At 35.0% G+C, this 24304-nt stretch carries 25 protein-coding genes, 2 tRNA genes and 1 other annotated feature; of the genes, 24 read left to right on the forward strand and 3 right to left on the reverse strand.

Going from position 1 to position 24304, the window contains the following annotated elements; translation table 11 throughout:
- Positions 1-164: 164 nt before the first annotated feature.
- Positions 165-1088, reverse strand: a complete 924-nt coding sequence (locus ACTTG8_RS03185; RefSeq protein WP_442560678.1) for a transglutaminase domain-containing protein — start codon at positions 1086-1088, stop codon at positions 165-167.
- A 126-nt stretch (positions 1089-1214) separates the two neighbouring features.
- Between ACTTG8_RS03185 and ACTTG8_RS03190 the strand changes: the two genes are divergently transcribed.
- The 18 genes from ACTTG8_RS03190 (at position 1215) to ACTTG8_RS03275 (ending at position 17899) form a co-directional block, all read left to right on the forward strand.
- Positions 1215-1511, forward strand: a complete 297-nt coding sequence (locus tag ACTTG8_RS03190; RefSeq protein WP_442560679.1) for a septum formation initiator family protein — start codon at positions 1215-1217, stop codon at positions 1509-1511.
- 32 nt (positions 1512-1543) lie between these two features.
- Entirely contained in the window at positions 1544-2962 is a 1419-nt protein-coding gene (gene tilS / locus ACTTG8_RS03195; RefSeq protein ID WP_442560680.1) for a tRNA lysidine(34) synthetase TilS, read from the forward strand.
- 11 nt (positions 2963-2973) lie between these two features.
- Entirely contained in the window at positions 2974-3501 is a 528-nt protein-coding gene (hpt, locus tag ACTTG8_RS03200) for a hypoxanthine phosphoribosyltransferase (protein ID WP_442560681.1), read from the forward strand.
- Positions 3502-3534: 33 nt separating this feature from the next.
- Complete coding sequence (ftsH, locus tag ACTTG8_RS03205) at positions 3535-5373, forward strand: ATP-dependent zinc metalloprotease FtsH (protein ID WP_442560682.1); 1839 nt, start codon at positions 3535-3537, stop codon at positions 5371-5373.
- A gap of 392 nt (positions 5374-5765) precedes the next feature.
- Complete coding sequence (locus ACTTG8_RS03210) at positions 5766-6548, forward strand: sulfite exporter TauE/SafE family protein (protein ID WP_442560683.1); 783 nt, start codon at positions 5766-5768, stop codon at positions 6546-6548.
- Positions 6549-6659: 111 nt separating this feature from the next.
- Positions 6660-6989, forward strand: coding sequence for a hypothetical protein (locus ACTTG8_RS03215; RefSeq protein WP_442560684.1), 330 nt, complete (start codon positions 6660-6662; stop codon positions 6987-6989).
- A 193-nt stretch (positions 6990-7182) separates the two neighbouring features.
- Positions 7183-7267 (forward strand) — tRNA-Leu (locus ACTTG8_RS03220).
- Between the two features lie 30 nt (positions 7268-7297).
- Positions 7298-7380, forward strand: a tRNA-Leu gene (locus ACTTG8_RS03225).
- A gap of 79 nt (positions 7381-7459) precedes the next feature.
- A complete protein-coding gene (gene coaD, locus ACTTG8_RS03230; RefSeq protein WP_442560685.1) occupies positions 7460-7939 on the forward strand; it encodes a pantetheine-phosphate adenylyltransferase in 480 nt (159 codons plus the stop codon).
- A 72-nt stretch (positions 7940-8011) separates the two neighbouring features.
- A complete protein-coding gene (locus tag ACTTG8_RS03235; protein WP_442560686.1) occupies positions 8012-8626 on the forward strand; it encodes an AAA family ATPase in 615 nt (204 codons plus the stop codon).
- A gap of 250 nt (positions 8627-8876) precedes the next feature.
- Positions 8877-9671, forward strand: a complete 795-nt coding sequence (locus tag ACTTG8_RS03240) for an ABC transporter ATP-binding protein (RefSeq protein ID WP_442560687.1) — start codon at positions 8877-8879, stop codon at positions 9669-9671.
- Positions 9649-11838, forward strand: coding sequence for a hypothetical protein (locus tag ACTTG8_RS03245; protein ID WP_442560688.1), 2190 nt, complete (start codon positions 9649-9651; stop codon positions 11836-11838). Before ACTTG8_RS03240 ends, ACTTG8_RS03245 begins: the two co-directional genes overlap by 23 nt.
- A 23-nt stretch (positions 11839-11861) precedes the next feature.
- Complete coding sequence (locus ACTTG8_RS03250; RefSeq protein ID WP_442560689.1) at positions 11862-12194, forward strand: hypothetical protein; 333 nt, start codon at positions 11862-11864, stop codon at positions 12192-12194.
- Positions 12184-13533, forward strand: coding sequence for an ABC transporter permease (locus ACTTG8_RS03255; RefSeq protein WP_442560690.1), 1350 nt, complete (start codon positions 12184-12186; stop codon positions 13531-13533). The genes ACTTG8_RS03250 and ACTTG8_RS03255 overlap by 11 nt, the downstream gene beginning before the upstream one ends.
- A 171-nt stretch (positions 13534-13704) precedes the next feature.
- Complete coding sequence (locus ACTTG8_RS03260) at positions 13705-14076, forward strand: PadR family transcriptional regulator (RefSeq protein WP_442560691.1); 372 nt, start codon at positions 13705-13707, stop codon at positions 14074-14076.
- Positions 14069-15244: a DUF4097 family beta strand repeat-containing protein gene (locus tag ACTTG8_RS03265; protein WP_442560692.1), complete on the forward strand. Its 1176-nt coding sequence runs from the start codon at positions 14069-14071 to the stop codon at positions 15242-15244. Before ACTTG8_RS03260 ends, ACTTG8_RS03265 begins: the two co-directional genes overlap by 8 nt.
- A 150-nt stretch (positions 15245-15394) precedes the next feature.
- Entirely contained in the window at positions 15395-15958 is a 564-nt protein-coding gene (gene ahpC, locus ACTTG8_RS03270) for an alkyl hydroperoxide reductase subunit C (protein ID WP_208427819.1), read from the forward strand.
- Positions 15959-16261: 303 nt separating this feature from the next.
- The gene (locus ACTTG8_RS03275; protein WP_442560693.1) at positions 16262-17899 is read left to right on the forward strand and encodes an FAD-dependent oxidoreductase; all 1638 of its coding nucleotides are present in this window, start codon (positions 16262-16264) and stop codon (positions 17897-17899) included.
- A gap of 5 nt (positions 17900-17904) precedes the next feature.
- On the opposite strand, the gene ACTTG8_RS03280 is transcribed toward ACTTG8_RS03275, so the two are convergent.
- Positions 17905-18090 carry a hypothetical protein gene (locus ACTTG8_RS03280; protein ID WP_442560694.1) on the reverse strand — a complete coding sequence of 62 codons (186 nt, stop codon included), beginning with the start codon at positions 18088-18090 and terminating at the stop codon, positions 17905-17907.
- A 169-nt stretch (positions 18091-18259) separates the two neighbouring features.
- Between ACTTG8_RS03280 and ACTTG8_RS03285 the strand changes: the two genes are divergently transcribed.
- Entirely contained in the window at positions 18260-18841 is a 582-nt protein-coding gene (locus ACTTG8_RS03285) for a rhomboid family intramembrane serine protease (RefSeq protein ID WP_442560695.1), read from the forward strand.
- Positions 18842-18844: 3 nt separating this feature from the next.
- On the opposite strand, the gene ACTTG8_RS03290 is transcribed toward ACTTG8_RS03285, so the two are convergent.
- Positions 18845-19840, reverse strand: a complete 996-nt coding sequence (locus tag ACTTG8_RS03290) for a hypothetical protein (protein WP_442560696.1) — start codon at positions 19838-19840, stop codon at positions 18845-18847.
- 461 nt (positions 19841-20301) lie between these two features.
- Between ACTTG8_RS03290 and tenpIN the strand changes: the two genes are divergently transcribed.
- The 5 genes from tenpIN (at position 20302) to ACTTG8_RS03315 (ending at position 24259) form a co-directional block, all read left to right on the forward strand.
- Positions 20302-20610 carry a type III toxin-antitoxin system TenpIN family toxin gene (gene tenpIN, locus ACTTG8_RS03295; RefSeq protein ID WP_442560712.1) on the forward strand — a complete coding sequence of 103 codons (309 nt, stop codon included), beginning with the start codon at positions 20302-20304 and terminating at the stop codon, positions 20608-20610.
- 102 nt (positions 20611-20712) lie between these two features.
- Positions 20713-21147, forward strand: a complete 435-nt coding sequence (locus ACTTG8_RS03300) for a GNAT family N-acetyltransferase (protein ID WP_442560697.1) — start codon at positions 20713-20715, stop codon at positions 21145-21147.
- Positions 21148-21558: 411 nt separating this feature from the next.
- The gene (locus ACTTG8_RS03305; protein ID WP_442560698.1) at positions 21559-22302 is read left to right on the forward strand and encodes a hypothetical protein; all 744 of its coding nucleotides are present in this window, start codon (positions 21559-21561) and stop codon (positions 22300-22302) included.
- 130 nt (positions 22303-22432) lie between these two features.
- Entirely contained in the window at positions 22433-22798 is a 366-nt protein-coding gene (locus ACTTG8_RS03310) for a hypothetical protein (RefSeq protein ID WP_442560699.1), read from the forward strand.
- Between the two features lie 54 nt (positions 22799-22852).
- Positions 22853-23083: a binding site (T-box leader), on the forward strand.
- A gap of 165 nt (positions 23084-23248) precedes the next feature.
- Positions 23249-24259: an ABC transporter substrate-binding protein gene (locus tag ACTTG8_RS03315; protein ID WP_442560713.1), complete on the forward strand. Its 1011-nt coding sequence runs from the start codon at positions 23249-23251 to the stop codon at positions 24257-24259.
- Positions 24260-24304 lie beyond the last annotated feature (45 nt).

The raw sequence follows: 24304 nt of genomic DNA on the forward strand, positions 1-24304 counted from the left end.
GTGTAATCACACACATATCGCTTGAAATTATATCATATTGAACATATAAATGTAATAGATAAATTTACACAAATTATGAAAAAAACAGACAAATTTAATGTGTAATATTCAAAAAATAAGTCTTCCATTTCGACAATATATGAAATGGAAGATTTGTAGTATATTTAGTCAATGTTATTAAGAGGGTAATCTTTTGGGGCAGCAGGATATTTGCCACTCTTCCAGCTATGATGTCCTTTTTTCATAGAAACATCGCCTTTTAAATAGTAATCTCGAATCATTATATATTGGTATTCATTCATTCCGACCTCGCTGCTGCGATTCCAAGTATTGTCAACATGGTACCAATTACCATCAACCTTAACCATGTTCCAAGCATGCAAGGTAGTTTTATTAACATAACCTGTTACATAGAGGACTTCAAGCCCTGCCTTTTTTGCCAGTCTGTAAAACAGCTTAGCTTTAGCATCACAGACACCTCCCTTACAATAGATAAGAGAGAAGGTGGTGTATACGGAATATTTTCCAAGCTTTTCTTCTGTACAGTTTTTGTTTTTGCAAGGGCCTTTATCTCCAAAAGTATAGCGATATTCTCCTACCATAAAGTCATTTATGGCTCTTACTTTCTCTTCGTCAGTCATATCTGAACTAATGTTTTCTTCTGTCCAGTCGGCTACAAATTTATTTAGTCGTCTAAGTTCTTTTTTAGTAATATCATAATTAGTTTTTATTGTCCACTCATAATAATTTTGGTACTCTGTCTGAAATGCATTAAAATTCTTAAAATATCGGCATACATCATTGAATTCAGGTATTTCATAGAGATAATTCCAAAAAGCATCATATTGTTTTTTGTTGTTTACATTCAGTACTTTCTTATCTATGTTTAAAGAAAAGTTTTTATCTAACCTTTCTACATGAAGTCTCATGGCTTTGATAAGTTCTTTTTTTGATTTAATTATATGTTTTTTTGTGCTGTCAGTAGTTGCTGTTAAGATATTAGGTTTAAAAACTGTTGACGGCAATAAAAAGGAAGATATAATCAATATCAGTAAGAAATAGATTAGTTTGTGGTATATTCTTTTCATTTTTTACCTCTTTAATTTTTTACCTCTTTAATTTTTTTACATTGTAACATAAAATATAATGCTTGTAAAATTTATAAATTTAAGCTAAAATGAAATACAAGACATAAATATAGATGGAGAATTTATATGATAGGTATGAGGAGAAAACGAAACAGTAGAGCAAAAAAGTTGCTCTATACTATAGTTTTGTTTGTAGTTTTAGTAATTGTAAGTATAAGTAAATTTATGCTGGATGATAAGCTTATTCAAGTAAAAGCCAAGAATGAGTCTGTCAAATGTGATTTAGAGGCTGAGAAGAACAGGGCTGAGGAGCTTGCAAATTTAAAGCTTGAGATAAAGACTAAGAAATTTATTGAAGAAACTGCAAGGGAGAAGTTTGGCCTTACATACCAGAATGAAATAGTGTTTGAACCGGAAAAATAATAGGGTCTGACAACCATTAGGGAGTCAGACCTTTGACTATAATTATAGAGGATGAAATGGAAAGTGTAGAAAAAATAAAGTTATTTATCCGAAACAATAAATTACTATCAGAGGAAGACCGAGTTGTTGCAGGCATTTCAGGAGGTGCAGATTCGGTCTGCCTTTTGCTTTTATTAAAGGATATTTTAAGTTCAGAGAATATCATTGCCGTCCACATAAATCATGGAATACGAGGAGAAGAGGCAGCAAGGGATGAGGAGTTTGTAAAGAAACTTTGTGAAAAATATAACATACATCTTGAAGTTAGATGGCTAAATGTACCAGCTTATGCAAAAGAAAATAAAATTTCGGAAGAAGAGGCAGGGCGGATACTTAGATATGAGATTTTTGAAGAGATTAGAAAGGAAAAGAGGGCAGATAAGATAGCTGTTGCACATAATATGAATGATGTCGCAGAAACCTTTCTTATCAATCTTTCAAGGGGGAGTGGTATAACAGGACTTACAGGAATAAGAACTAAAAATGGTAATATAATAAGGCCTTTAATAAAAACCGATAGGAAAGAGATTGAAGAGATTGTAGCAGGGTACGGAGAGAGATATGTTACAGATAGTACCAATAAATCTCTGATTTATATTAGAAATAGGGTTAGGAATAAGGTCTTGCCTGAACTTTCAGAGGTAAATGAGGGAGTGATAAGGCATATTAGCGAGGCAGCAAACAGGCTTTGCAAAATAGAACGCTATGTATTAAAAGAGGCAGAGAAGGCTTATAGACGATATGTTGATGAAACTAAGGACATTTTTGTAAGGAAAGATATATTAGAACTTGATGAGGTTTTAGTGGATGAAGTCTTGCATATGGTACTGGTAAGAAGGGCAGGAAGAGCGAGAGATATAGGTGCAGTACATATAGCGTATGTGAGAGAGTTGTTTTTTAAACAGGTGGGCAGGGAGATAAATCTACCCTATGCTGTTAGAGCTGTAAGAGATTATGAGGGAATAAGATTTTTAAAAGAAGGCAAAATTACTTCCGGTTCTTTCGATGAATTGAAAATACCGGAATTAAAGCTTGATTTAGTTGAAATTGATGAGGTTTTGGATGTTTTAGTAGAAGAAAATAATATTAAACTTACTTTATATAATGGAAGTACAAAAAATCTTACTCAAAACAGTTGTATCAAATGGTTTGATTATGATAAAATATCAGATGATGTTCTTTTGCGATATAGACAAGATGGAGATTATATTATTATTTCTGAAGATGGTGCTAAGAAAAAACTGAAAAAATATTTTACAGACAGCAAAGTCCCCTCAGAAAAAAGAAATTTAATTCCTGTTGTAGCCTCCGGCAGTGATGTCCTTTGGATAATAGGATATAGGACAGGGGAAGGAGCGAAGATTACAAGAACAACAAGAAAATTATTAAAAGTTGAAATAATATTTAAATGATGGAGGAAAAAATGGAAACTAAGATTACTACATTGCTCAGCGAAGAAGAGGTAGCAGCTCGTATAAAGGAAATGGCTGAGGAAATCAACAGAGATTATGCAGGAAAAGAAGTGCATTTAATCTGTATTCTTAAAGGAAGTGTATTTTTTACTACAGAGCTTGCTAAGTACATAAAAGTTCCACTTACAATGGATTTTATGTCTGTATCAAGCTATGGCAACGGTACAGAGAGCAGTGGCAGGGTAAGAATAGTTAAGGATCTTGATGAGGGGATTGACGGTAAAGATGTACTTTTAATAGAAGATATTATAGATTCGGGCAATACACTTAGTTTTCTGAAGGATATGCTTTGGACAAAGAAACCTAATTCGCTGAAACTTTGTACCTTACTTGATAAACCTGACCGTAGGGTAGTTGAAGGTATTACAGTGGATTATGTAGGTTTTGTCATTCCTGATGAATTTGTAGTAGGTTATGGACTTGACTATATGCAGAGATATAGGAATCTTCCATATATTGGAGTCGTGCATTTAGACTAAAGAATACCATCATAAATTGAACAGGAGAATAAAGTGAGAAAACAGACAAGGGGATTTGGAACCTATTTTATAATACTTGCAATAATTGTAGTAGTAATGTTTTTATCAGAAAATCTTTATAAGATGAGCCATAGCAATTATAACTATGAAAAATTCAAGTCGGATTTTGATAAAAAAACTGTAACAGGAGTGGAGATATATCAAAATCAGACAGTACCTACCGGTGAAGTAGAAGTAACTATAGGCCGGAATGATAATAGAACAACGGAAAGTTTTTATACATCTGATGTAAATGAGGTAGTTGCACTTCTAAGAGAAAAAGGCTTTGAAAATTATAACATGCATGATGTGGCAAAGCAGAGTTGGTTAATTACGCTTATGCCTTATATGCTTATCTTTGTAATGTTCTTTATTATGATGATGGTTATGACAGCAGGAACCGGAGTTTCAGGCGGAGGCGGTGGAGCAGCAGGCTCGAAAATGATGAATTTTGGAAAGAGCAGAGCCAGAATGTCCTCTGATAAAGATAAAAAGGTGATGTTTAAGGATGTTGCAGGACTGAAAGAAGAGAAAGATGAATTAGAAGAAATAGTAGATTTTCTTAAAAATCCTGCAAAGTACAACGGTATAGGTGCAAGAATACCTAAAGGAGTCATACTTACAGGACCTCCGGGAACAGGTAAGACCTTGCTTGCAAAGGCAGTTGCAGGAGAGGCAGGAGTACCGTTTTTCTCTATTTCAGGTTCTGACTTTGTAGAAATGTTTGTAGGAGTAGGAGCATCGAGAGTCCGAGATTTATTTGAAGAGGCGAAGAAAAATGCACCTTGTATAGTGTTTATAGATGAGATAGATGCGGTAGCAAGGAGGAGAGGAACAGGCCTTGGAGGTGGACATGACGAAAGGGAGCAGACTCTTAATCAGATGCTTGTGGAAATGGACGGTTTTGGTGTGAATGAAGGTATCATAGTGATGGCAGCTACCAATAGAGTAGACATACTTGATCCGGCCATTCTCCGTCCGGGAAGATTTGACCGTAAGGTACAGGTGGGCTACCCTGATGTAAGAGGTAGAGAGGAAATCTTAAAAGTACATTCAGCAGGCAAGCCTCTTGGTGATGATGTAAACCTTGAACAGATAGCTCGTACTACCGCAGGATTTACAGGTGCGGATCTTGAAAATCTTTTAAATGAGGCGGCAATAAAGGCAGCAGCAGAGAACAGACAGTTCATAGTTGAAGAAGATATCAAGAAGTCCTTTATCAAAGTGGGAATAGGTACTGAGAAAAAGAGTCATATTATTTCTGAGCGTGAAAAAAGGATTACGGCTTATCATGAGTCAGGTCATGCTATTCTTTTTCATGTACTTCCTGATGTAGGGCCGGTGTATACAGTATCTATTATTCCTACCGGTAATGGGGCAGCAGGCTATACCATGCCTCTTCCTGAAAAGGATGAGATGTTTAACACAAAGGGTAAAATGAAACAGGAGATTATAGTGACTCTTGGTGGGCGTGTTGCTGAGGAACTTATTTTGGATGACATTACTACAGGTGCATCAGGCGACATTAAACACGCAACAAAGGTTGCAAGAGCAATGGTAACTCGTTTTGGCTTTACTAATGAAATAGGACTTATTAACTATGACAGTGACGATGATGAGGTATTTATTGGTAGAGATTTGGCGCATACAAGAGCATATAGTGAAGAAACAGCAAGCAGGATAGATGAAGAAGTTAAGAAGATAATAGATGAATGCTATGCAGAGGCTAAACGCCTTATTTCAGAAAATATGAATGTACTCCATGCGAGTGCGAAACTGCTTATGGAAAAGGAAAGAATTACAAGAGAAGAGTTTGAGGCTTTATTTAATTAAAAAAGAGCAGGACGTTTTATAATTGTCACTTATTAATGATTACCAATAAAAATTAAAGTTTATAGTTTAAAATTACAGTGTAAAAATACAGTAATGTGATATCAAAGGTAATTATTAATAGAAAAAGGGTTGTAAAAAAATTAAAGTTTGTGCAGACTTATTGGCGTTTATCTGCTATAATAATACTCGTAAACCCCAATACATTATATAGTTTTTGCTACACCCCATAAGTAACAAAAATACCTTCTCCGAAGAGTCCGGCTCCCCCAAGCTGGGCTCTTTACTCTATTAATAAAAAAATTACTACTAATAATAAAAAGAAATTATCTGAGGGGTATGCAGCATATATTTTTTTATTTTAAATGTTAGGTGAAATAAATTTTGGAGTGATTATGGAAATATTATTTTTTGTTATATGTTTTTTTGCGTCTGTAATAGGAGCTATCTGTGGCATTGGTGGTGGGGTGATTATTAAACCTCTTTTAGATGCATTTAAAATTTTGGATGTGAGTCAGATAAGTTTTTTGTCGGGGTGCACTGTATTATCTATGTCAGCCTATTCCGTAATTAGGTCGAAAATAAGTAAAGATAGAGAGTTAAAATTTGCTAAAATATTTCCTGTTGCAGTAGGGAGTGCTATAGGTGGAGTGGCAGGAAAATGGCTGTTTTCTTTTGTCAAGAGTATAAGTAGTAATCCTAATAAGGTAGGTGCTGTACAGGCAAGCTGTCTTTTGGTTGTGACCTTGTTTACATTATTATTCACTTTGTTTAAAAATAGGATAGCAACCAAAAAGATAAAAAACTGTGGAATATCCTTTACAGTAGGCTTATTTTTGGGTTTGATGTCTTCGTTTTTAGGTATTGGTGGAGGCCCTATCAACCTCGTTGTATTATTCTACTTATTTTCGATGAGTACAAAGGAGGCGGTAATAACTTCGCTCTATATTATTTTTATTTCACAGCTTGCAAGCCTTGGAGCTTTGGCATTTACTAATGAGATACCAGATTTTAGTTTAGGTCTGCTTATGATTATGTCAGCTGGAGGTATTCTGGGGGGTGTTGTCGGAAGGATTGTAAATAAGAAGATAGAAGAAAAAATGGTTGAAAAGCTTTTTATTGGGCTTATGGTTGTGATTATGGGGATAAATTTGTATAATATCTTTAGCCTGTGGTAGGAAGAGGGAGGTACTGATATAGGAAAGTGCAGTATTTAGAGCTATAATAAAAGCAGGCGGTTCTCGTTCTATTGCAGCTAACATAGCAAACGTTATCAGAGAAATTTTAGAATGGACATTATTTTAATGATTAAAGAAAGCGATTATAACTTAACACTTAAAAAACTGTATGAAGAGCATAAATTATTGATTTCTTCCTTATTTGAAATATTTGGAGATGAAATTAAATCAGCTAGTCTCTTTTGTCTTGAAAACGGCATAAGTATTAGGGAAAGAGATAAAATAATTTTATTACTTCATAAATTTTCTGCTAATCACAGTATATACGAATTGGATTTTTGGAAGAATATATTAATAACGAAAATCCCGATATTATCTGAATTGGATGACAAAGAATTTCAAAAAATGCTTATCCTTTTTAGTGATTATTATCTAGCTTAACAAAATGGCCGGTATTTCTGCTGGCACTTTTTCTATCAGAAAAATACTATAATCAGACTGAATTTAATCAAATTTGGTTTGATTTTATTGCTTTTGGCAAAAAAGATTAATTACCCTATTGCATTTTTATTTAATATATGCTATAATACATTTCGTTCGGTTGAACAAGTAAAAATTGAAAAATGAAGTGTATGCGGAAGTGTTGAAATTGGTAGACAAGCAAGACTAAGGATCTTGTGGCTATTGCAGTCGTGTGGGTTCAAGTCCCATCTTCCGCACTATTTTTTTGTCCGGATGTTATTGATTTAGCGGATGTGGCGGAACGGCAGACGCGCTAGATTCAGGTTCTAGTGAGAGCAATCTTGTGTGAGTTCAAATCTCATCATCCGCACTGATTAAAATGCTGTTGCAATAAGGCGTAACTTAGGTTATCTTTATTGTAACAGTTTTTTTGATTAATGGAGGTAATTATGGTAAAGGCAGTCTATCCGGGGAGTTTTGACCCCGTAACTAATGGACATATTGATGTAATAAAAAGAGCTGCTGCAATAGTAGATGAAGTTATTATCGGAGTTCTTGTAAATAAGAAAAAATCACCTTTTTTTACTATGGAAGAAAGGTTTGAAATGTTAAAGAAAGCTGTTGCAGACATACCGAATGTTAGAGTGAAAACTTTTGAGGGTACTACAGTAGATTTTGCTAAAGAAAATGGTGCAAAAATCATAGTAAGAGGGCTGAGAGCTGTTACTGACTATGAAAATGAAATGCAGATAGCCCAGACTAATAGGCAGATTTGTGAAGAGATAGAAACTTTATTTTTGATAACTTCGCTGGAGTATGCATTTTTAAGTTCTACAATAGTGAAGGAAATAGCATCTTTTGGAAAGGATGTTTCAAGCTGGGTTCCAGAGGCGGTTGAAGAGAAATTAAAGGAAAAGTTTGGGGGTTAGCTTATTGTAAAAAACACCTATAAGAAGTATAATTATACATAAGAAAGTGTTTGTGTAGAAAGGAGGAGAGTTATGAATAAAATAGTTACTATTAGTAGACAGTATGCAAGTGGGGGGCGTGAGGTTGCAGAAAAACTGGCTATGAAATATGGGATTCCTTTTTATGATAGAGAACTTATAGCAAGGGCAGCTAAGGAGAGTGGTTTTGCAGAAGCTGCATTTGATAATATTGAGATGAAAGCTACCAATAGCTTACTTTATTCTATAGCAATGGGAATGAATGCGTATGGAAGTCCTGATATTGGATATACCCATCTCTCTCTTGATGATAGAATTTATATTGCCCAGTCCAATGCAATAAAAAAGATTGCAGAAGAGGGTCCTTGTGTTATAGTGGGACGCTGTGCAGACTATATACTGAGGGAGAGAGCGGATTTAATAAATATTTTTATTTGGTCTTCTATGCCTTATAGGATTAAACGTGCTATAGAGCGAGATGGAGTTGAAGAAGAGAATGTAGAAGAAACTATATTGAAGATGGATAAACGCAGAGCTAATTATTATAATTATCATTCTATAGAGAAATGGGGTGTGTTGACTAACTATCATTTAGCAATTCAAAATGATTTTAGGGGAGTCGATAAGACTGTTGAAGTTATTAAGCAGTTTGTGGATAGTATGGAATAGGAAAATAAATTTAATTTTGGTATGCATAGCTTGGCCGTAAGGTATTTAACTTACGGCATAGTTTGTGTGTGAAGTGATGAATTTGGAAGAATATAATTCTTAAGGATAATTTAATAAAAAAGATATACCTGAGTTAAAAAATGAGTGCTATATTTGATATGTAAATAGTTATTTATAAAGAAAATAAAGAAAATTTGGTAAAGATATGGAAAAAATCATCGAATTGAAAAGTGTGAAAAAAATATATCACATGGGAAATGAGAGGATTAAGGCAGTGAATGGAGTCAGTTTTGAGATAAACAAGGGGGAGTTTTGTTGTCTTTTAGGTACTTCAGGCTCCGGAAAGTCTACACTGCTTAATCTGATGGCAGGAATTGAGAAAGCCTCATCAGGAGAAATTCTCCTAAAAGGTTATGACATAAGGAATATGAGCGAGAAAAATCTTGCAGATTTTAGACAGCGTTATTTGGGTTTTGTGTTTCAAGCATATAACCTCATAGGCTCGATGAATGCTATTGAAAATGTTGAAATGCCGCTTGTCTTTAAAAGAGTGGATTCTAAAACAAGAAGAAGGCTTGCAGAGCAGATGTTAAAGCAGGTAGGCTTAGGTAGCAGACTTACACATAAGCCTAAGGAAATGAGTGGTGGTCAGCAACAGAGAGTAGGTATAGCAAGAGCCTTTGTGGCAAAGCCTGAAATAGTTTTTGCAGACGAACCGACAGGAAACCTTGATACCAAGACTACAATGGAAGTAATGGAACTAATCCATGCTATGGCTAGGAGAAATAAGCAGACTATAGTTATGGTAACACATGACCCTAGGCTTGCAAGCTATGGAGATAAGATTATACATATACTTGATGGAAATATTCAAAAGGTTGAAGTAATTAAAACTGCTGAGCAGATAGAAGAAGAAAGTAGAATTGAGATAGAAAAATTCAACAAACTTCAGAAAGAAAAGAAAAAGGCAAGGGAAGAAAAACTTGCAAAATTAATGGGTAAACATACGGAGGATATAAAAGATGAAGTTAAAGAAACTAATTAAAACAGGAGCTGCTGTTTTTATATCAACAACCATAGTTTTTAATGCAGCTTTAGGTTTTATGGGTGGGACTCTTGAAGTAAAAGCATCAAATGTTGATTCAAATCTTTATAAGGCAACATTGCCTAAAGCAGTTTTAGGTAAGTTGTTAAAACCTTATAATGTAGCACCAGGCGATACTGTTGAAGTAGTAATACCGGTTAAGGCGTCTAATTATCCAATAAGAGAGCCACTAGTTGACGTAGATCTGAGTAAAACAGCAGGTTTTACACTTGTTTCAACTCCTACGGTTGTTAATGATAAAGGAAATAAAGTAAGTAATATCTCGGTAAGGGAGGTAGCTTATGTTAAATTTTCGGTAAATATACCACTTAATGCAAAAAAAGGAAAGTATGATGATATTCCTGTTAAATTTATAACACAGGATAGCTTTAATGAATATTATGAGGCAGTACTGGAACAGGTAAGCAGGCTGACATTTATTATCTCAGAACAGAAGAAAAATGCTAAGTTTTCACTTTTAGATACTGAATACCCTAGACGAATAAAGGAAAATCAGGAAGTAGGGGTTAAGCTTGTTTTTAATAATGATGGAGAAATTGCTGCAAATAATGTTACGGTGAGCATAGAAGGCTATGAAAATACTCTTATACCGGATACCCAGCCTACAGAAACTATAGGTAGGGTAGAGGGTGGAGCTACGGGAGAAGTAGAGTTTAACTTTACTTCGATTAAGAATTTGCAGGCCGGTGTTACTAAGTTAGATGCTGTAGTAAAGTACGAATATTCCGATGGAAGTGTTGCAGAGCCTCAGAAATTTACTATTTCGATGGAAAACATAGCTAAGAAAACTGATACAGAAAAAACTGTAAAAAAACCTATAATACAGGTGTCAAGTGTAAGCTATCCTCATTATACAATCAATGTGGGAGATGAATTTGATGTAATATATGAATTAAAAAATATAGGTGAAGTAGATGCTAAAAACATATCTATAGATACTACAGGCTATTCGGAGGCAGGACTGAAACCAAAAAAAGCTTATGATAAATATCGTAAAGCATTGGTGAAGGCAGGTGAGTCATTTAAATTAAAGAGAAGTTTTATTGCTACAGAAACTATTCAAGATGGAATGAAACCTATTACTTTAAATTTTAATTTTTATTCAGTTAAAGATAAGGCTATGGCAAACCTAATCCAAGACACCATGAGCATTTATATTGATACTAAGGGAAAAGAAAGCTCCGGTGATGTAGACAACAGTATGCCTAGGCTTACAATAGCTAAGTATGATACAGGAAAGAAGAAAATAAAGGCAGGAAAAACATTTAAATTTACTTTCGATATAATGAACCCACATTCCAGTGTATCAGCAGATAATATAGTTGTTACAATCTCCTCAGCAGATAATAATTTTGCAATAGTAGAGGGAAGTGCAAGTATGTTCATAAATTCCTTAGCACCGGGTCAGGTTGAACGTCGTAGTATACCTCTTAAGGCAAAAGGTGACATAGCAACCAATGGTTATGACCTTGGAATTACCTTTGACTATGAATATAAAGCTAAGGATGTTGCAAATAAAAATGCCCTTATCAAGAAACAGAATAAAATAGAAGAGAAACTTAAGCTACAGGTATATTCGGATGACAGACCGATGCTTGCCAATATTTCTGTAGGTGGAGGTGAGACACCTGTTCTTAATGAAACTACAGCACTTTCTTTTGATTTTAACAACATGGGCAAGTCGGTTCTTTACAATGTAACTGCTAAGGTTAAGGGAGATTTTAAATCTACCAATGAAATTCTTATTATAGGAAATGTAAATGCAGGTGAGGGCAGGTCTTGGTCTATGGATGTAAGTCCTCAAAAGTTCGGAATGGGCAAGGGAGTGCTTACTATTTCTTATGAAGATAGTAATGGTAATATATCTTCTTATGATACTGATTTTGAGAGCATGGTTAGTGAAACAAGTCCGGATGCAATGCCTGAAATACCTACAGATAACATGACGGTACCTGAGGGACCTAAGGAAGTGGTTCCTATGTGGATGTTTGTATGTGGAAATATTCTTATCTTCATTATTGGAACTGTTGTAACAAAGAATATATTGATTAAAAAATATAAAAAGAAAAAGCTTGCAGAGGCTATGCGTGAAGATGAAGAATTATAATATAAAGGAATGAGGTGATAGTTTTGAGTAAAAATTTATTTATAATGGATGGAGTGCTTTCAACCTTGGCAGCAAATGCAGGTGAGGCAGTACCTGCAACATCCTCAGGTGAAGTAATTACAGATGGGGCAACAGCACAGACAGGAGATGCTGCTACGGCAGATACTGCCAGCTTTACAGGAGACCCTGCAGGTATGAATGGCATGAATACTGAAATGGGAGCTGCTAAGTCTATTACTCAGAGTGTACCGGCTGCAATAGGTATAACTGCAGGAGTTCTCGTGTTTTCAATTTTAGCAGGCATAGTACTTGCTAAGTTAAAGATTAAAAAGGGTATAAATTTATATGAAGATTAGTGATCTTATGAAAATGGGTCTGAGGAATCTTGGCAGAAGAAAGGCCAGAACTGCCCTTACTGTAGTAGGAATAGTAATTGGAACTATATCAATAGTTGTAATGATATCCATTGGAATTGGGATGAACCAAAGCTTTAGGGAAAATCTTATGCAATATGGAAGTTTTACAGTTATAAATATGGAAAAAAACCAGATAAGCTTTGATGAAAATGGAAACTACTCAGGTGAAAAGAAACAGAAACTGGATGATAAGCTCATAGAAAAGCTGAAACAGATTCCTCACGTAAAGACTGTCTCTCCTGTAGTAAATTTATCAGTAAAATTAAAAACCGGTAATTATGAGAGCAATACACAAGTGAATGTAATGGATGCTGATTCTTTTGAGGATTTAGAATTTCCAAAACTAAAAAATGGCAAGACTTATCAGAAGAGCCACAGTAGAACAAAAATTAAACTTTGGGTAGGAACTGAGGGATTTTTTGGATTTACTAATCCGAATTCTGCAAATTATCAGCGAAAAAAAGTGAATCCTGAAAAGGACAGAATAACTCTTTCGGTGTATGATGAAGAGTCTCTGCCACGTGATGAAAAGGGCAATATAAAAATAAATCTAAAAGACTATTCTACTGAAATGGCTGTGTTTAATACTGAAACTTTTAATGAATATTCTTATGGTTTTTACATGGATAAGGATCAGTTTATTAATATCTTTCATGACTATGTAAAACAGCTGCCTATAGACAAAAGGAAAAAAGCTGAAAAGAAACTAAAGGAATATGAGGCAATTAAGTTAAATGCTGACAGTGTAGAAGATGTTCAGAATATACAGGAGGCCATTCAAAAATTAGGCTATAAGTCAAGCAGTATGTCGGACTTTACTAAACCGATAGAAAATTTCTCCAAGACTATCCAGATGGTACTTGGTGGAGTAGGAGCTATATCCATGCTTGTTGCAGCTATATCCATAGCGAACACAATGATAATGTCCATCTATGAGCGTACCAAAGAAATAGGCGTAATGAAGGTGCTTGGCTGCCATATAGGGGATGTAAAAAAATTATTTCTCTTTGAGGCGGCTATGATGGGACTTATAGGAGGTATTATAGGAATAACAATGAGCTATATAGCCTCGTATGCCTTAAATACTTTCGGTGGGGCTTTAGGCAGTGCCCTCAATATGTTTGGTGGAGCAGGGGGAGGAAGCAAACTTTCAATAATTCCTCTGTGGCTACCTTTTGTAGCTGCCGGTTTTGCGATTATAATAGGTATAGTTTCGGGTTATTACCCTGCAAGCCGAGCAACTAAGATTTCTGCTATTGAGGCTATGAAGAATGAGTAAAATTGTGTATTTAAATTTTACATCTATATTGGGTTAATTAAAGTTCCTTTAGAAATTAAAAGTCTAAAGGAACTTTTTTGTTGACAAATAATATTATACAATATATAATATGCGATAATAAGTAATATGGTTGATTGTATTAGCTTCAAGAGAAAAGAAAGGAGAAAAATTATGACTTATCAGGTAACAGCACCACTTTTAGATGCCTGTGTGCTAGGAATTTTGGAAATGGAAGATTATTATGGGTACACTCTCACGCAAAAGGTACAGGAGGTAATAGATATTTCAGAATCTACACTTTACCCTGTGCTTAGAAGACTTCAGAAAGAGGGTGAACTTACAACCTATGATAGTCCTGTACAGGGGCGTAACCGAAGATATTATAGGATTACGGCAGAGGGTAAGGATAAACTGAAGTTTTATAAAAAGGAATGGAAGACCCATAAAGAAAGAATAGATAGATTGCTTAGTGGAAAATTGAATGTTGAGTTTTCATTTGAGGTGAATATAAATAAAAATAAGGGGGATAATGATAATGAATAAAAATGAATTTATGGAAGAATTAAAGGCAAGGTTGTCGAAGTTAAGTAATGAGGATAGAGAAGATGCAATAAATTATTACTGGGAGTATTTTGAGGAGGCAGGATTCGGGGAAGAAGGGGATGTAACAAAAAGTGTAGGAAATCCTGAGGATATTGCGGATAAAATTATGGAGGGATATGTACAAGAGTCTGAAAGTGTACAAGAATCCGAGAGTGTAAAGTTTGAGGAAGATAAGACTGAAAGAACTGTTGAAGATAATAGTAGGAATACAGCTTTAGTTGCACTTGATACTGAAGATTTAAGTTTGTTTGATAGTATTGACATAGATCTTGCTTCTTTAGATGTAATAATAAGAACCGGTGACGAATTTGGAATTAATCTGAATTGCAAAGATAATGAGCCTGTCATAGAAAGAAAAGGAAACTGTCTTGTGATAAGGGATAGGCACAAGGGAAGTTTTGCCAAGGTAAAATTTAATTTTAATATTTTCAATAAAGAAAAGGGTTTTGTAGAAATAACAATACCTAGAAATAAGGTTCTTACTGAAATAATTAGTGAAATGGATATGGGCAAGCTCTCCTTGTTTGCGGTGTCAGCAAATGTGTTAAAACTCGGTGCAGGGATGGGAGCAATATCACTTGTGGGAGTTAGCGCTTCAACGGCTATGATAGATGCAGATACAGGGCATATATCGGTTAAAGAAGGGAGTTTTAAAAGGCTTAATGTAGATAATGATACAGGAGCAGTCAATATTTCAGGTTTAGAATCAGGTGATGTAAAAGTAGATACTGATACAGGCTATATTTCACTGGAAAGAGCCAAGATAGACAATGCTAAACTTGATTCGGATACAGGTTACATCAAAGTATCTGATGCAAAGATAAGCAGGTTGAAAGCAAATACCGATACAGGTCTTATCAAACTTAACAGAGTGGATGCGGATTATGTAGAAGCCATGAGTGACACAGGCAGTATAAATGCAAAATTTATCGGAAATAAGGATGATTACAGCCTCGAACTTGACAATGATTTGGGAGTAATTCTTGTAGATGGTAAAAATAATGGCAAGTCAATATTTAACAATAGTTATAGACAGCGTATAGGAGATAGAGAGGTAAAGATTCAGGTGGATACAGGAACAATAGGGGTTTCTTTTTTGGGAAGATAAAAGTTATCAAAAAGTTTACAAAAATTCTTTAAATTTCCTTTGACAATTACTTCAGTCTATGGTATATTGTATATTATAATATTGTACGCAATCAAATTACAAAGAAGTATTCGTACATAAATAATATATTTTTGAAAGGAGATTTTAACAATGTCATTAATTAACAAGGAAGTATCAGATTTTACAGTACAGGCTTTTGAAAACAATAATTTTAAAGAGGTAAGCAAGAAGGATATTTTAGGTAAGTGGAGTGTATTCTTCTTCTATCCTGCAGATTTTACATTTGTTTGCCCAACAGAGCTTGAGGATCTTCAGAACCTCTATCCAAAGTTCAAGGAAGTTGGATGTGATATTTACAGTGTGTCTACAGATACCCACTTTGTACATAAGGCTTGGCATGATAGCTCAGAGAGAATTTCAAAGCTTACATATACCATGCTTGCAGATCCTACACATGTACTTTCAAAAGATTTTGAAGTATATATTGAGGAGAACGGTCTTGCTGAGAGAGGAACTTTCGTAGTAAATCCTGAAGGAAAGATTGTTGCTTATGAAGTAAATGCAGGTAATGTAGGCCGTAATGCTGAGGAACTTTTCAGAAAGGTTCAGGCTCTTCAGTTCGTACATGAGCATGGTGATGAAGTTTGCCCTGCAAAGTGGACTCCTGGTGCTGAGACATTAAAGCCAAGTCTTGACCTCGTAGGACAGCTTTAATTAGTCATTTAATTTAAGTAGTTTCTAAGCATATTTTATGAAATTCTCATAATCAATGTAAAGGGATAGTGCTGTCACATTAAGAAAATATATTGGATAAGCTATTGTCTGATATACTTATATGTGGCAGCACATTTTTATTGTTTAAATAGGATACAGGTATTACATACTTTTGACACTTGCATATTAATAGGAAACCTCTTCGAAATTCTTCATAAAAATATGTCTTGTGATTTATGTGTAAAAGGGTTAAAATGAATGTGGTTGGTGCATACGAACCTAATATACTTGGGAGGAGAAATAATGGACAATAAAAATTTATATGATGTAGCAATAATTGGTGGAGGGCCGGCAGGACTTACAGCAGCTATCTACCTTGCAAGAGCTTGTTATAGGGTTATAGTGCTAGAAAAAGAAAAATTTGGTGGACAGATTACCATTACTTCTGAGGTAGTGAACTATCCTGGAATTGAGCTTACAGATGGACATACACTCACTGAGAAGATGAGAATTCAGGCTCAGAACTTTGGAGCTGAATTTAAACTGGCAGAAGTTACTTCTATTAATATGGATAACGATATTAAAGAAATAGAAACTACCAAGGGTAAGATACAGTGTCTTGGTGTACTCCTTGCTACCGGAGCACATCCTAGAATGATAGGTTTTGAAGGTGAATCGGAATATAAAGGACATGGTGTGGCTTATTGTGCTACCTGTGACGGAGAATTTTTTACAGGAAAAGATATTTTTGTAATAGGTGGTGGTTTTGCAGCTGCTGAAGAGAGTGTATTCCTTACAAAATATGGAAAGCATGTAACAATACTTGTAAGGGAAGAGGACTTTACCTGTGCGAAGGCTACGGCTGATGAAACAAAGGCTAACAAGAATATTACCGTATATTACAATAAAGAGGTTGTAAGAGTCACAGGTGACGGAGTGCTTAGAAGTATTACTTGGAAGGATAGAATTACCGGTGAAGAAACCACACATACAGTAGAGGATGATACATTTGGAGTGTTCGTATTTGCAGGATATGCTCCTGAAACAAGCCTTGTTGAAGGAATTGCAGACTTAGATGAAAGAGGTTATATTATTACAGATAAGTCGCAGATGACTACTAAGGAGGGACTTTTTGCAGCAGGAGATGTGTGTATCAAGCCTTTAAGACAGGTAGTTACGGCAGTAGGTGATGGTGCACTTGCAGCTACAGAACTTGAGAAATATGTAGTTAAAATGCATAAGAAGACAGGCGTTGTACCTGAAAGACCGGTTAGAGAGGGGAATGCAAATAACTATGAGAAACCTCCTGTAAAGAAGGAGTCAGCTGATAAAGACGGTGGAAATGCTCTTTTTACAAGTGATATGCTTGCACAGTTAAATACAGTATTTGGCAGGATGGAGAATAAGCTGGTATTAAGCCTTGGGCTTGACAGCAGGGACTCTTCAAATGAGCTTAAACATTATATAGAAGAGCTTGTTAAACTTACAGATAAATTAAGTATTAAGTATGAAGAAGATGTAGCACAGGCTGAACTGCCTTATGTAAAAGTGTGCAAGGAAGATGGCAGTTATTCAGGTCTTGCTTTCCATGGAATACCGGGAGGTCATGAGTTTACTTCATTTATATTAGGACTTTATAATGTGGCAGGGCCGGGGCAGCAGATAGAGGATGATATTAAAAATAGAGTGCTTGCAGTAGACAAGGAAACCAAGATAAAGATTATGGTTTCCCTTACTTGTACAATGTGTCCTGACCTTGTAGTTGCAGCTCAGAGGATAGCATCCTTAAATCCAAAGGTAACTGCTGAGGTGTATGACTTAAATCACTTCCCTGCTCTTCGTGATAAATATCAGATTATGAGTGTACCATGTATGGTAATTGATGATGGTAAGCCTAATTTTGGCAAAAAGGATATAAGTCAGGTACTGGACTTGATTTAAAAATATTATTTTTTCTTATTATTCTTATTATTATTCATAGCATAAGCATTTAATATGAGTATGCCTCCTATTCCTATGAAAGCGGCATACTCATTATTTTTATCAGAATAATGCATATAGCCTGCAAATAAAAGCACTATAATTCCTGCAATGATTTTTATGGTGAAAGGAGAAATTTTTTTATGTTTCATAATAGCCTCCTGAAGTTTTTAGATATATTATAAAGGATTTGCATAAGAAGTAAAGAGCGTGAAGTTTTATATATAAATTAATTATTCTGGTATAATTGTAGCTAAGAATTACTTGATAGCTTGTCAATCAGCTTAAAAAAGTGAATGAATTAAAAGGGAGTAGAATAAAATGAAAAAGGGTTTTAAGATTTCGATTAATTCACCTGTTGTACTTGGATTTTCGGCTATTTGCCTAATTGCACTTTTATTAAGTATATTTACAAAGGGGATGACCAATAAACTGTTGTTTATGACATATCATTCTTCGCTTACCAACCCTCTAACTTATCTCAGATTTTTCACACATATTTTTGGGCATAGTGGACTAGACCACTTTATGGGGAATATAACCTACATATTGCTTTTAGGTCCATTACTTGAAGAGAAATATGGAAGTAAGTTACTTATTCATTCTTTAATTATTACTGCCCTCATAACAGGAATTGTAAATTATGTGTTTTTTCCTCAGGTTGCCCTGTGTGGAGCAAGTGGAGTTGTGTTTACCTTTATTTTACTTAGTTCCTTTACAGGTTTTAGGGATAAAGAAATCCCCCTTACCTTTATCTTGGTCGCTATCATTTTCATAGGACAGCAGGTATATGAGGGAATTATGGTTCAGGATAATATTTCCAATCTCTCCCATGTACTTGGTGGTGTTGTAGGTTCGGTTATGGGATATTTATTAAATAAAAATGGGATTAAAAGAGGATGAAATCTAGTTTTTTCCTGTCACAGTATGGGTAGAGCTTGGCTCTACCTTTTTTTCTACAGATGGAGTAGTTACAATAATATCAGTATCGGTATTATTGGTTATGGTGATAGGAGTTTTGTAGTTAAGGGTTGTAATTTTAGATTTCTTTGCCCCTTCATTTACTACAAGGGTAGTTCTGGCGTCTGTAAAAAGTTCAATGTTCTTATAAGCGATTATGTTGGTTTCCTCTGCATTTGTATCAATTGAGATTTTGTCTGTCTTATTATTTTTTCCACTTATCTTAATATCAGATTTTGCAAGTACAAAGATATCACAATGTGCCTTGTTGCTGTTAGATTCGAAATCAAGTGAAACTGAATTAGTTAAATGTATTGCATTTACAAGGGCATTTTTTCCTGATGATTTAAGAGTGATTTTAGCGCCGTCCATTTTTGTGTATAGATAGGAAAGCTGTCCTAAAATTTTAATTTTGGAATTTTGCGTATTTGACAGTGTAATTGAATTAAGTGAACTTCCAGCTCTTATTGTGAGGGATAAGTCTTTTCCATTTGCCTCAATGTTTTTGCCGAAACTACCCTTAACAACAGTGAAATTAGTTTTTCCATTTACAATAATATCATTTATCTTTGTATTTTTAAGCAGTCTTGAAAATTCGGCTTGATTGGTAGCATAACCCTTATTGTCTACTGCTATATTTACTTTGAGGGTATATTTAAGTTTGTTTTTGTTGTAAATTTTTGCATATCCTATTGTTTTACCTGCTGCCTGTCCTTTAATTGTACCGTTGTCCGATATTGAGGCGATTTTAACATTTTTAACAGACCATTTAGCAGTTAAATTTTTATTAAGTCCTTTAATATTTAACTTATAGTTTTGTTCAATATGTAATGTTACAGCAGTTTTATTAAGCTTAGGGGTAGCTGCCAAAACAGGACTTATATAAAATATAAGCATTATTAAAAATACAGTTAATGTTATGATAAAATTAGTTTTTTTCATGTTAACTCCTTTATGAGAAAATATAAGTTAATTTTAGCATGAAGAGGAAGTGAGTACAAGATACAAGAGTGAGAATGTTGTGTGTTGATAAAACATAAGGTCTTTGAGCAGTCTCTATAAATGGTAAAGGGAAGTGTCAAACTTCCGGCTTGACATAATATAGTTTATATGCTATTTTGTTATCAGATAAAACTCATAGAGTGTGAGTATAAAGAAAACTCAATAGAAGATTTGGTCATAGAGTGTGACCAAGTAAAATAAAAGAAAAGCTCACCGAGAAGACAACTCCTGTTTACAGGGGTTGTTTTTATCATAGGAGAAAAGATGGCTAAGAAGAGGTTTGTATTTTTATCAAATGAATTTTATAGTATATATACTGCAACTGAGTATCCAGAAATGGAGCAAAAGCAAATAGAACATATATTCAGGCTTGTGTTGAGATAGATGGTGTTCAATTTGCTATCCCTTTGAGGTCTGATATAAACCATCCCCATGTTTTGTGGACTGATAAAGCTAATCATTGCGGAGTTGATTTTTCAAAGGCGGTGGTAATTAAAAGGGAAAGCTATATTGATATGAACATAGAACCATATTTAAGACAGAAAGAGTTTGATGCTTTGCGAGGAAAAGATTATAAGATTAAGTGTAAAATGCAAAAGTACATTAAAAAATATAAAGAAGCAAAGCAGGATTTGAGTAAACCTGTAAATCAGAGACTTGTACAGTATTCAACTCTCCAATATTTTGAGGAAGATTTGGGTATTGATTGAATTTATGAAAAATATACCAGATAATGTGCATGAAATCCATCATTTTGGTGGGAGGCTTTTGTGGAAAATCGATAATGATAAACTAGAAGTTATGGAGTATGAATGAATATAAAAATTAGAAAAATGACAGTCGGTGATTTGGAATCGCTTTACAAACTTTTGTCGAATTCGAAAGTAATGCAATATCTCGAAGCACCATACACAAAAGAGCAGACCGAGCAATTTCTCTTTCAATCCGGTCTTTCTGAGACACCATTGATATATGCAGTTGAAAAAGATAACGACTTTATCGGATATGTGATTTACCATGATTATGATTCAGAGAGCGTCGAGATTGGATGGGTTTTAGAACCATCCTTTTGGGGGCTAGGGATTGCATCATATTTGACATCCGGTATGATAGCAAAAGCTGGAAACTCAGGTAAGCATATAGTGATTGAATGTGTACCTGAACAAAAAAGTAGTATTCGGATAGCTGAAAAATATGGGTTTCAAAAGTGTGGTATTATCGACGGATTGATTGTATATCGCTTGTAAAGGTATCTTCCGATTTGTAGGGATAGATAAATGAGAAGTTAAGGGGATGACCTATGAGAACAAAGTATATGTCCCTTTTGAGGAAAAGAGAGATGCTGTTTATAAAATACCTTTATTTTATGATGACATGATTTATTTTCTACAAGTAGGCTATGACAATCAGACAGTCAACTTATACTGTGTATCATTTAGTGTAGCAAATCCCTGCCTGTCGGAATAGGTAAACTAGAAACCATGTATGTAATGAAATATTTGGAGGTCTAGTCAGTTTTTTAAAAATTGATTGTTATAAAATATAGTATTATAATTTATATTGCATTTAAAATGGGTGTATAGGGAAGATTGATTATGCAGACGATATTGTTGAAAGAATATGTTTAGATTTATTGGCGTAAATTCCTTGTGGAGGTAGTGGGTTATAAAATTGAAGTTATGGAGGTAGAACTCTTGAAAATAGAATGCATATGGGAACATAACGGAAATGATAGTTTACTTTATTCCGGTAATTTTATTGGTGCGTTTACCAGAGGGGAATCACTGGATGAAGCTACGAAAAAAATGGATAGTGAGATTATTTCATACTGTGAATGGGCAGGACATTCTATTATTCTACCATTAGAAATAGCAGTCACACAAGAAAAACTATCTAATCTAAATATACGGGATGCTGATAGTGATGTTATTTTTGATTCAGAACGAATTGAATTAAAAAATGATGAATATAACAGGTTAAAAGCACTTGTACTAAAGTCAGCAACAGACTTTTATATGATGTATAGTCTATTCCCTAATAAAAACAAGTCTTGTTTGCCAAGCAGAGATACTTTCTATGGTAAGATGCCTCGTACAGCGGAGGAAATATATCAGCACACTAAAAATGTAAACTCATACTATTGGGGAGAAATTGGAGTTGTGGTAGGTAATGATGGAACAATTTTGGAGAATCGAATACGAGGATTTGACATATTGGAAAAAAACAGAAATTTTCTTGCAGTAAATGTTATTGAGGGAAGTTATGGTGAACAGTGGTCATTGCCTAAGGTGCTTAGAAGATTTCTTTGGCATGATAGAATCCATGCCAAGGCTATGTACAGGATGGGGGTTAAGACATTTGGAATAGATGAAATTTCCAATGTATTTAGTTTTAAGATATAAATTAGCGTTTTGGTGGCTGATTATCTTTATAATGTTAAAACTAAAGTGTTGAATTAATCAGTAAAAAAGATAGAAATGCTAGATAAATACTCAAAATGAAGATAAAGATAAAAATATAGGCAAGGTAGCTATGGATTTCCAAAGGAAATTTGTTATTACGATAGATGAAATGGAAAACGCAAGCAGAAACTATTCATATTGTGAAGTGCAGAAGTTAGTTAAACAGCAGCAGAAAAAATATGGATGGGAATTTATTTTCGTAGGAGCTAACATTGATGCATATGCAGAAGCACAGAAATTTGGAATTAGGAAAGATAGGGCGGTAAACTATGTATGTGATGAAAGAGGAACAGCTAATGTGTATAATGGGGTATCTAAGGCGGTATGCTCTGTGATGTTGGCAAGAGAAGCAAAGGATGTTGAAGCCTGCCTGTCAGATAGCGGATGGGAAAAGGAAATTGCGGAAGATTTCAAAAAGAGAGGTAATTTGGGCTAAAGTTCATAATTTTCCCTCTTGACATCTCCTCATCAATGAGTTATTATATCAAAAATCAAACCTGTGAGGAAGAGTAGTAGGTAAGAGGGACTCATAACAGAGAGCTGTGATGGTGGAAATCAGCATGAGAAGACTTATTGAATGGACTTCTGAGGGCTTGTCCGAATAAAGTAGGGTAAGACGGAGTGATGACCGTTATATTCATTACCTGTGTGATGGCATGGGGGTAAGATGATGTATAATGCATTAAATTGGGTGGCAACGCGGATAATATTCGCCCCAAGTGGAAGGAGACTTCTGCTTGGGGCTTTTTGTATAAACGGGAAATTTCTTTGTGGAATGCAGAAATTTCGGCGGCGGATTTACCTTATGGCACGACTTGTGTATGAAGTGTGTGCAGGTACACACTTTTTATAAATATAAAAAAAGGGGAGCATGGATATGAAAAAAATGAACAAAATTGTAGCTTTAGGACTTGCAATGACCTTAATGGCATCAACACTTACAGCTTGTGGAGAAAACACTGCGTCCAAAACGGCTGGGCAGCAATCGGGCAACACTGCCTCAGCAGATAAGGTAACAGTGGCGATAGGACAGTTTGCAGAGCATGGTTCACTTGATAATTGTAGGGAGGGTTTTATAAAAGGACTTGCAGAGGAGGGATTTAAAGAAGGACAGAACCTTGAGATTATCTATGAAAATGCGAGTGCAGACAGCGGAATGGCAGCTCAGATAGCTAATAATTTTGTAGCCAAAAAAGTAAATCTGATTTGTGCAATAACAACTCCTATGGCTCAGATTAGTTACAGTGCCGCTAAAGACACGGACATCCCTGTTATTTATACTGCGATTACAAATCCTGTGGCAGCAGAGCTTGCAAAAGAAGATGGAAGCTCAGTAGGCAATATTACAGGTACAAGTGATAAGTTACCTATAAAAAAACAGCTTGAAATGATAAAACAGATAATGCCTGATGCAAAGAAAATCGGTATTCTTTATTGCACAAGTGAGGTCAATTCAGAAATGTCGGTGAAAGAATATAAGGAGGCAGCAAAGGAGTTTGGCTTTGAAATAGTAGAGCAGGCTATAACAAGTCCGGCAGATGTACCACTTGCAACTGATAATATTTTAACAAAGGTTGACTGCCTGAATAATATAACAGATAATACAGTAGTGAACAGCCTTGATATAGTTATTGATAAGGCTAAGAAGGCAGGAAAACCTGTATTTGGAAGTGAGATAGAACAGGTAAAGAAAGGCTGTGTGGCCAGTATGGGACTTGATTATGTACTTGTGGGAGAGGCTACCGGCAAGATGGCAGCTAAGATACTAAAGGGAGAGGCGAAGGCCGGTGAAATGAAGTTTGAGAGCTTTGCTGAGGCAGATTTATATGGAAATGAAGAAGTGGCTAAGGCTTATGGGCTTATGCTGCCTGAAGGATATAAGGAAGTTGGTAAATAAGGTAAAATACAGATGTGTATGAATTATTCTAAAAGATGTTTGGGA

This window comes from Catonella sp. (assembly GCF_052173895.1).
Taxonomy (GTDB): domain Bacteria; phylum Bacillota; class Clostridia; order Lachnospirales; family Lachnospiraceae; genus Catonella.

Bases quoted from the DNA above. Each gene is read 5' to 3' on its own strand.
- ahpC (WP_208427819.1), top strand. From the start codon at position 15,395: ATGTCATTAATTAACAAGGAAGTATCAGATTTTACAGTACAGGCTTTT.
- ACTTG8_RS03315 (WP_442560713.1), top strand. From the start codon at position 23,249: ATGAACAAAATTGTAGCTTTAGGACTTGCAATGACCTTAATGGCATCA.
- ACTTG8_RS03210 (WP_442560683.1), top strand. From the start codon at position 5,766: ATGGAAATATTATTTTTTGTTATATGTTTTTTTGCGTCTGTAATAGGA.
- coaD (WP_442560685.1), top strand. From the start codon at position 7,460: ATGGTAAAGGCAGTCTATCCGGGGAGTTTTGACCCCGTAACTAATGGA.
- ACTTG8_RS03265 (WP_442560692.1), top strand. From the start codon at position 14,069: ATGAATAAAAATGAATTTATGGAAGAATTAAAGGCAAGGTTGTCGAAG.
- ACTTG8_RS03310 (WP_442560699.1), top strand. From the start codon at position 22,433: ATGGATTTCCAAAGGAAATTTGTTATTACGATAGATGAAATGGAAAAC.
- ACTTG8_RS03285 (WP_442560695.1), top strand. From the start codon at position 18,260: ATGAAAAAGGGTTTTAAGATTTCGATTAATTCACCTGTTGTACTTGGA.
- ACTTG8_RS03190 (WP_442560679.1), top strand. From the start codon at position 1,215: ATGATAGGTATGAGGAGAAAACGAAACAGTAGAGCAAAAAAGTTGCTC.
- ACTTG8_RS03300 (WP_442560697.1), top strand. From the start codon at position 20,713: ATGAATATAAAAATTAGAAAAATGACAGTCGGTGATTTGGAATCGCTT.
- ACTTG8_RS03215 (WP_442560684.1), top strand. From the start codon at position 6,660: ATGGACATTATTTTAATGATTAAAGAAAGCGATTATAACTTAACACTT.
- ACTTG8_RS03185 (WP_442560678.1), bottom strand. From the start codon at position 1,088: ATGAAAAGAATATACCACAAACTAATCTATTTCTTACTGATATTGATT.
- ACTTG8_RS03245 (WP_442560688.1), top strand. From the start codon at position 9,649: ATGAAGTTAAAGAAACTAATTAAAACAGGAGCTGCTGTTTTTATATCA.
- ACTTG8_RS03260 (WP_442560691.1), top strand. From the start codon at position 13,705: ATGACTTATCAGGTAACAGCACCACTTTTAGATGCCTGTGTGCTAGGA.
- ACTTG8_RS03290 (WP_442560696.1), bottom strand. From the start codon at position 19,840: ATGAAAAAAACTAATTTTATCATAACATTAACTGTATTTTTAATAATG.
- ACTTG8_RS03255 (WP_442560690.1), top strand. From the start codon at position 12,184: ATGAAGATTAGTGATCTTATGAAAATGGGTCTGAGGAATCTTGGCAGA.
- ACTTG8_RS03235 (WP_442560686.1), top strand. From the start codon at position 8,012: ATGAATAAAATAGTTACTATTAGTAGACAGTATGCAAGTGGGGGGCGT.
- ACTTG8_RS03280 (WP_442560694.1), bottom strand. From the start codon at position 18,090: ATGAAACATAAAAAAATTTCTCCTTTCACCATAAAAATCATTGCAGGA.
- ACTTG8_RS03240 (WP_442560687.1), top strand. From the start codon at position 8,877: ATGGGAAATGAGAGGATTAAGGCAGTGAATGGAGTCAGTTTTGAGATA.
- ACTTG8_RS03275 (WP_442560693.1), top strand. From the start codon at position 16,262: ATGGACAATAAAAATTTATATGATGTAGCAATAATTGGTGGAGGGCCG.
- hpt (WP_442560681.1), top strand. From the start codon at position 2,974: ATGGAAACTAAGATTACTACATTGCTCAGCGAAGAAGAGGTAGCAGCT.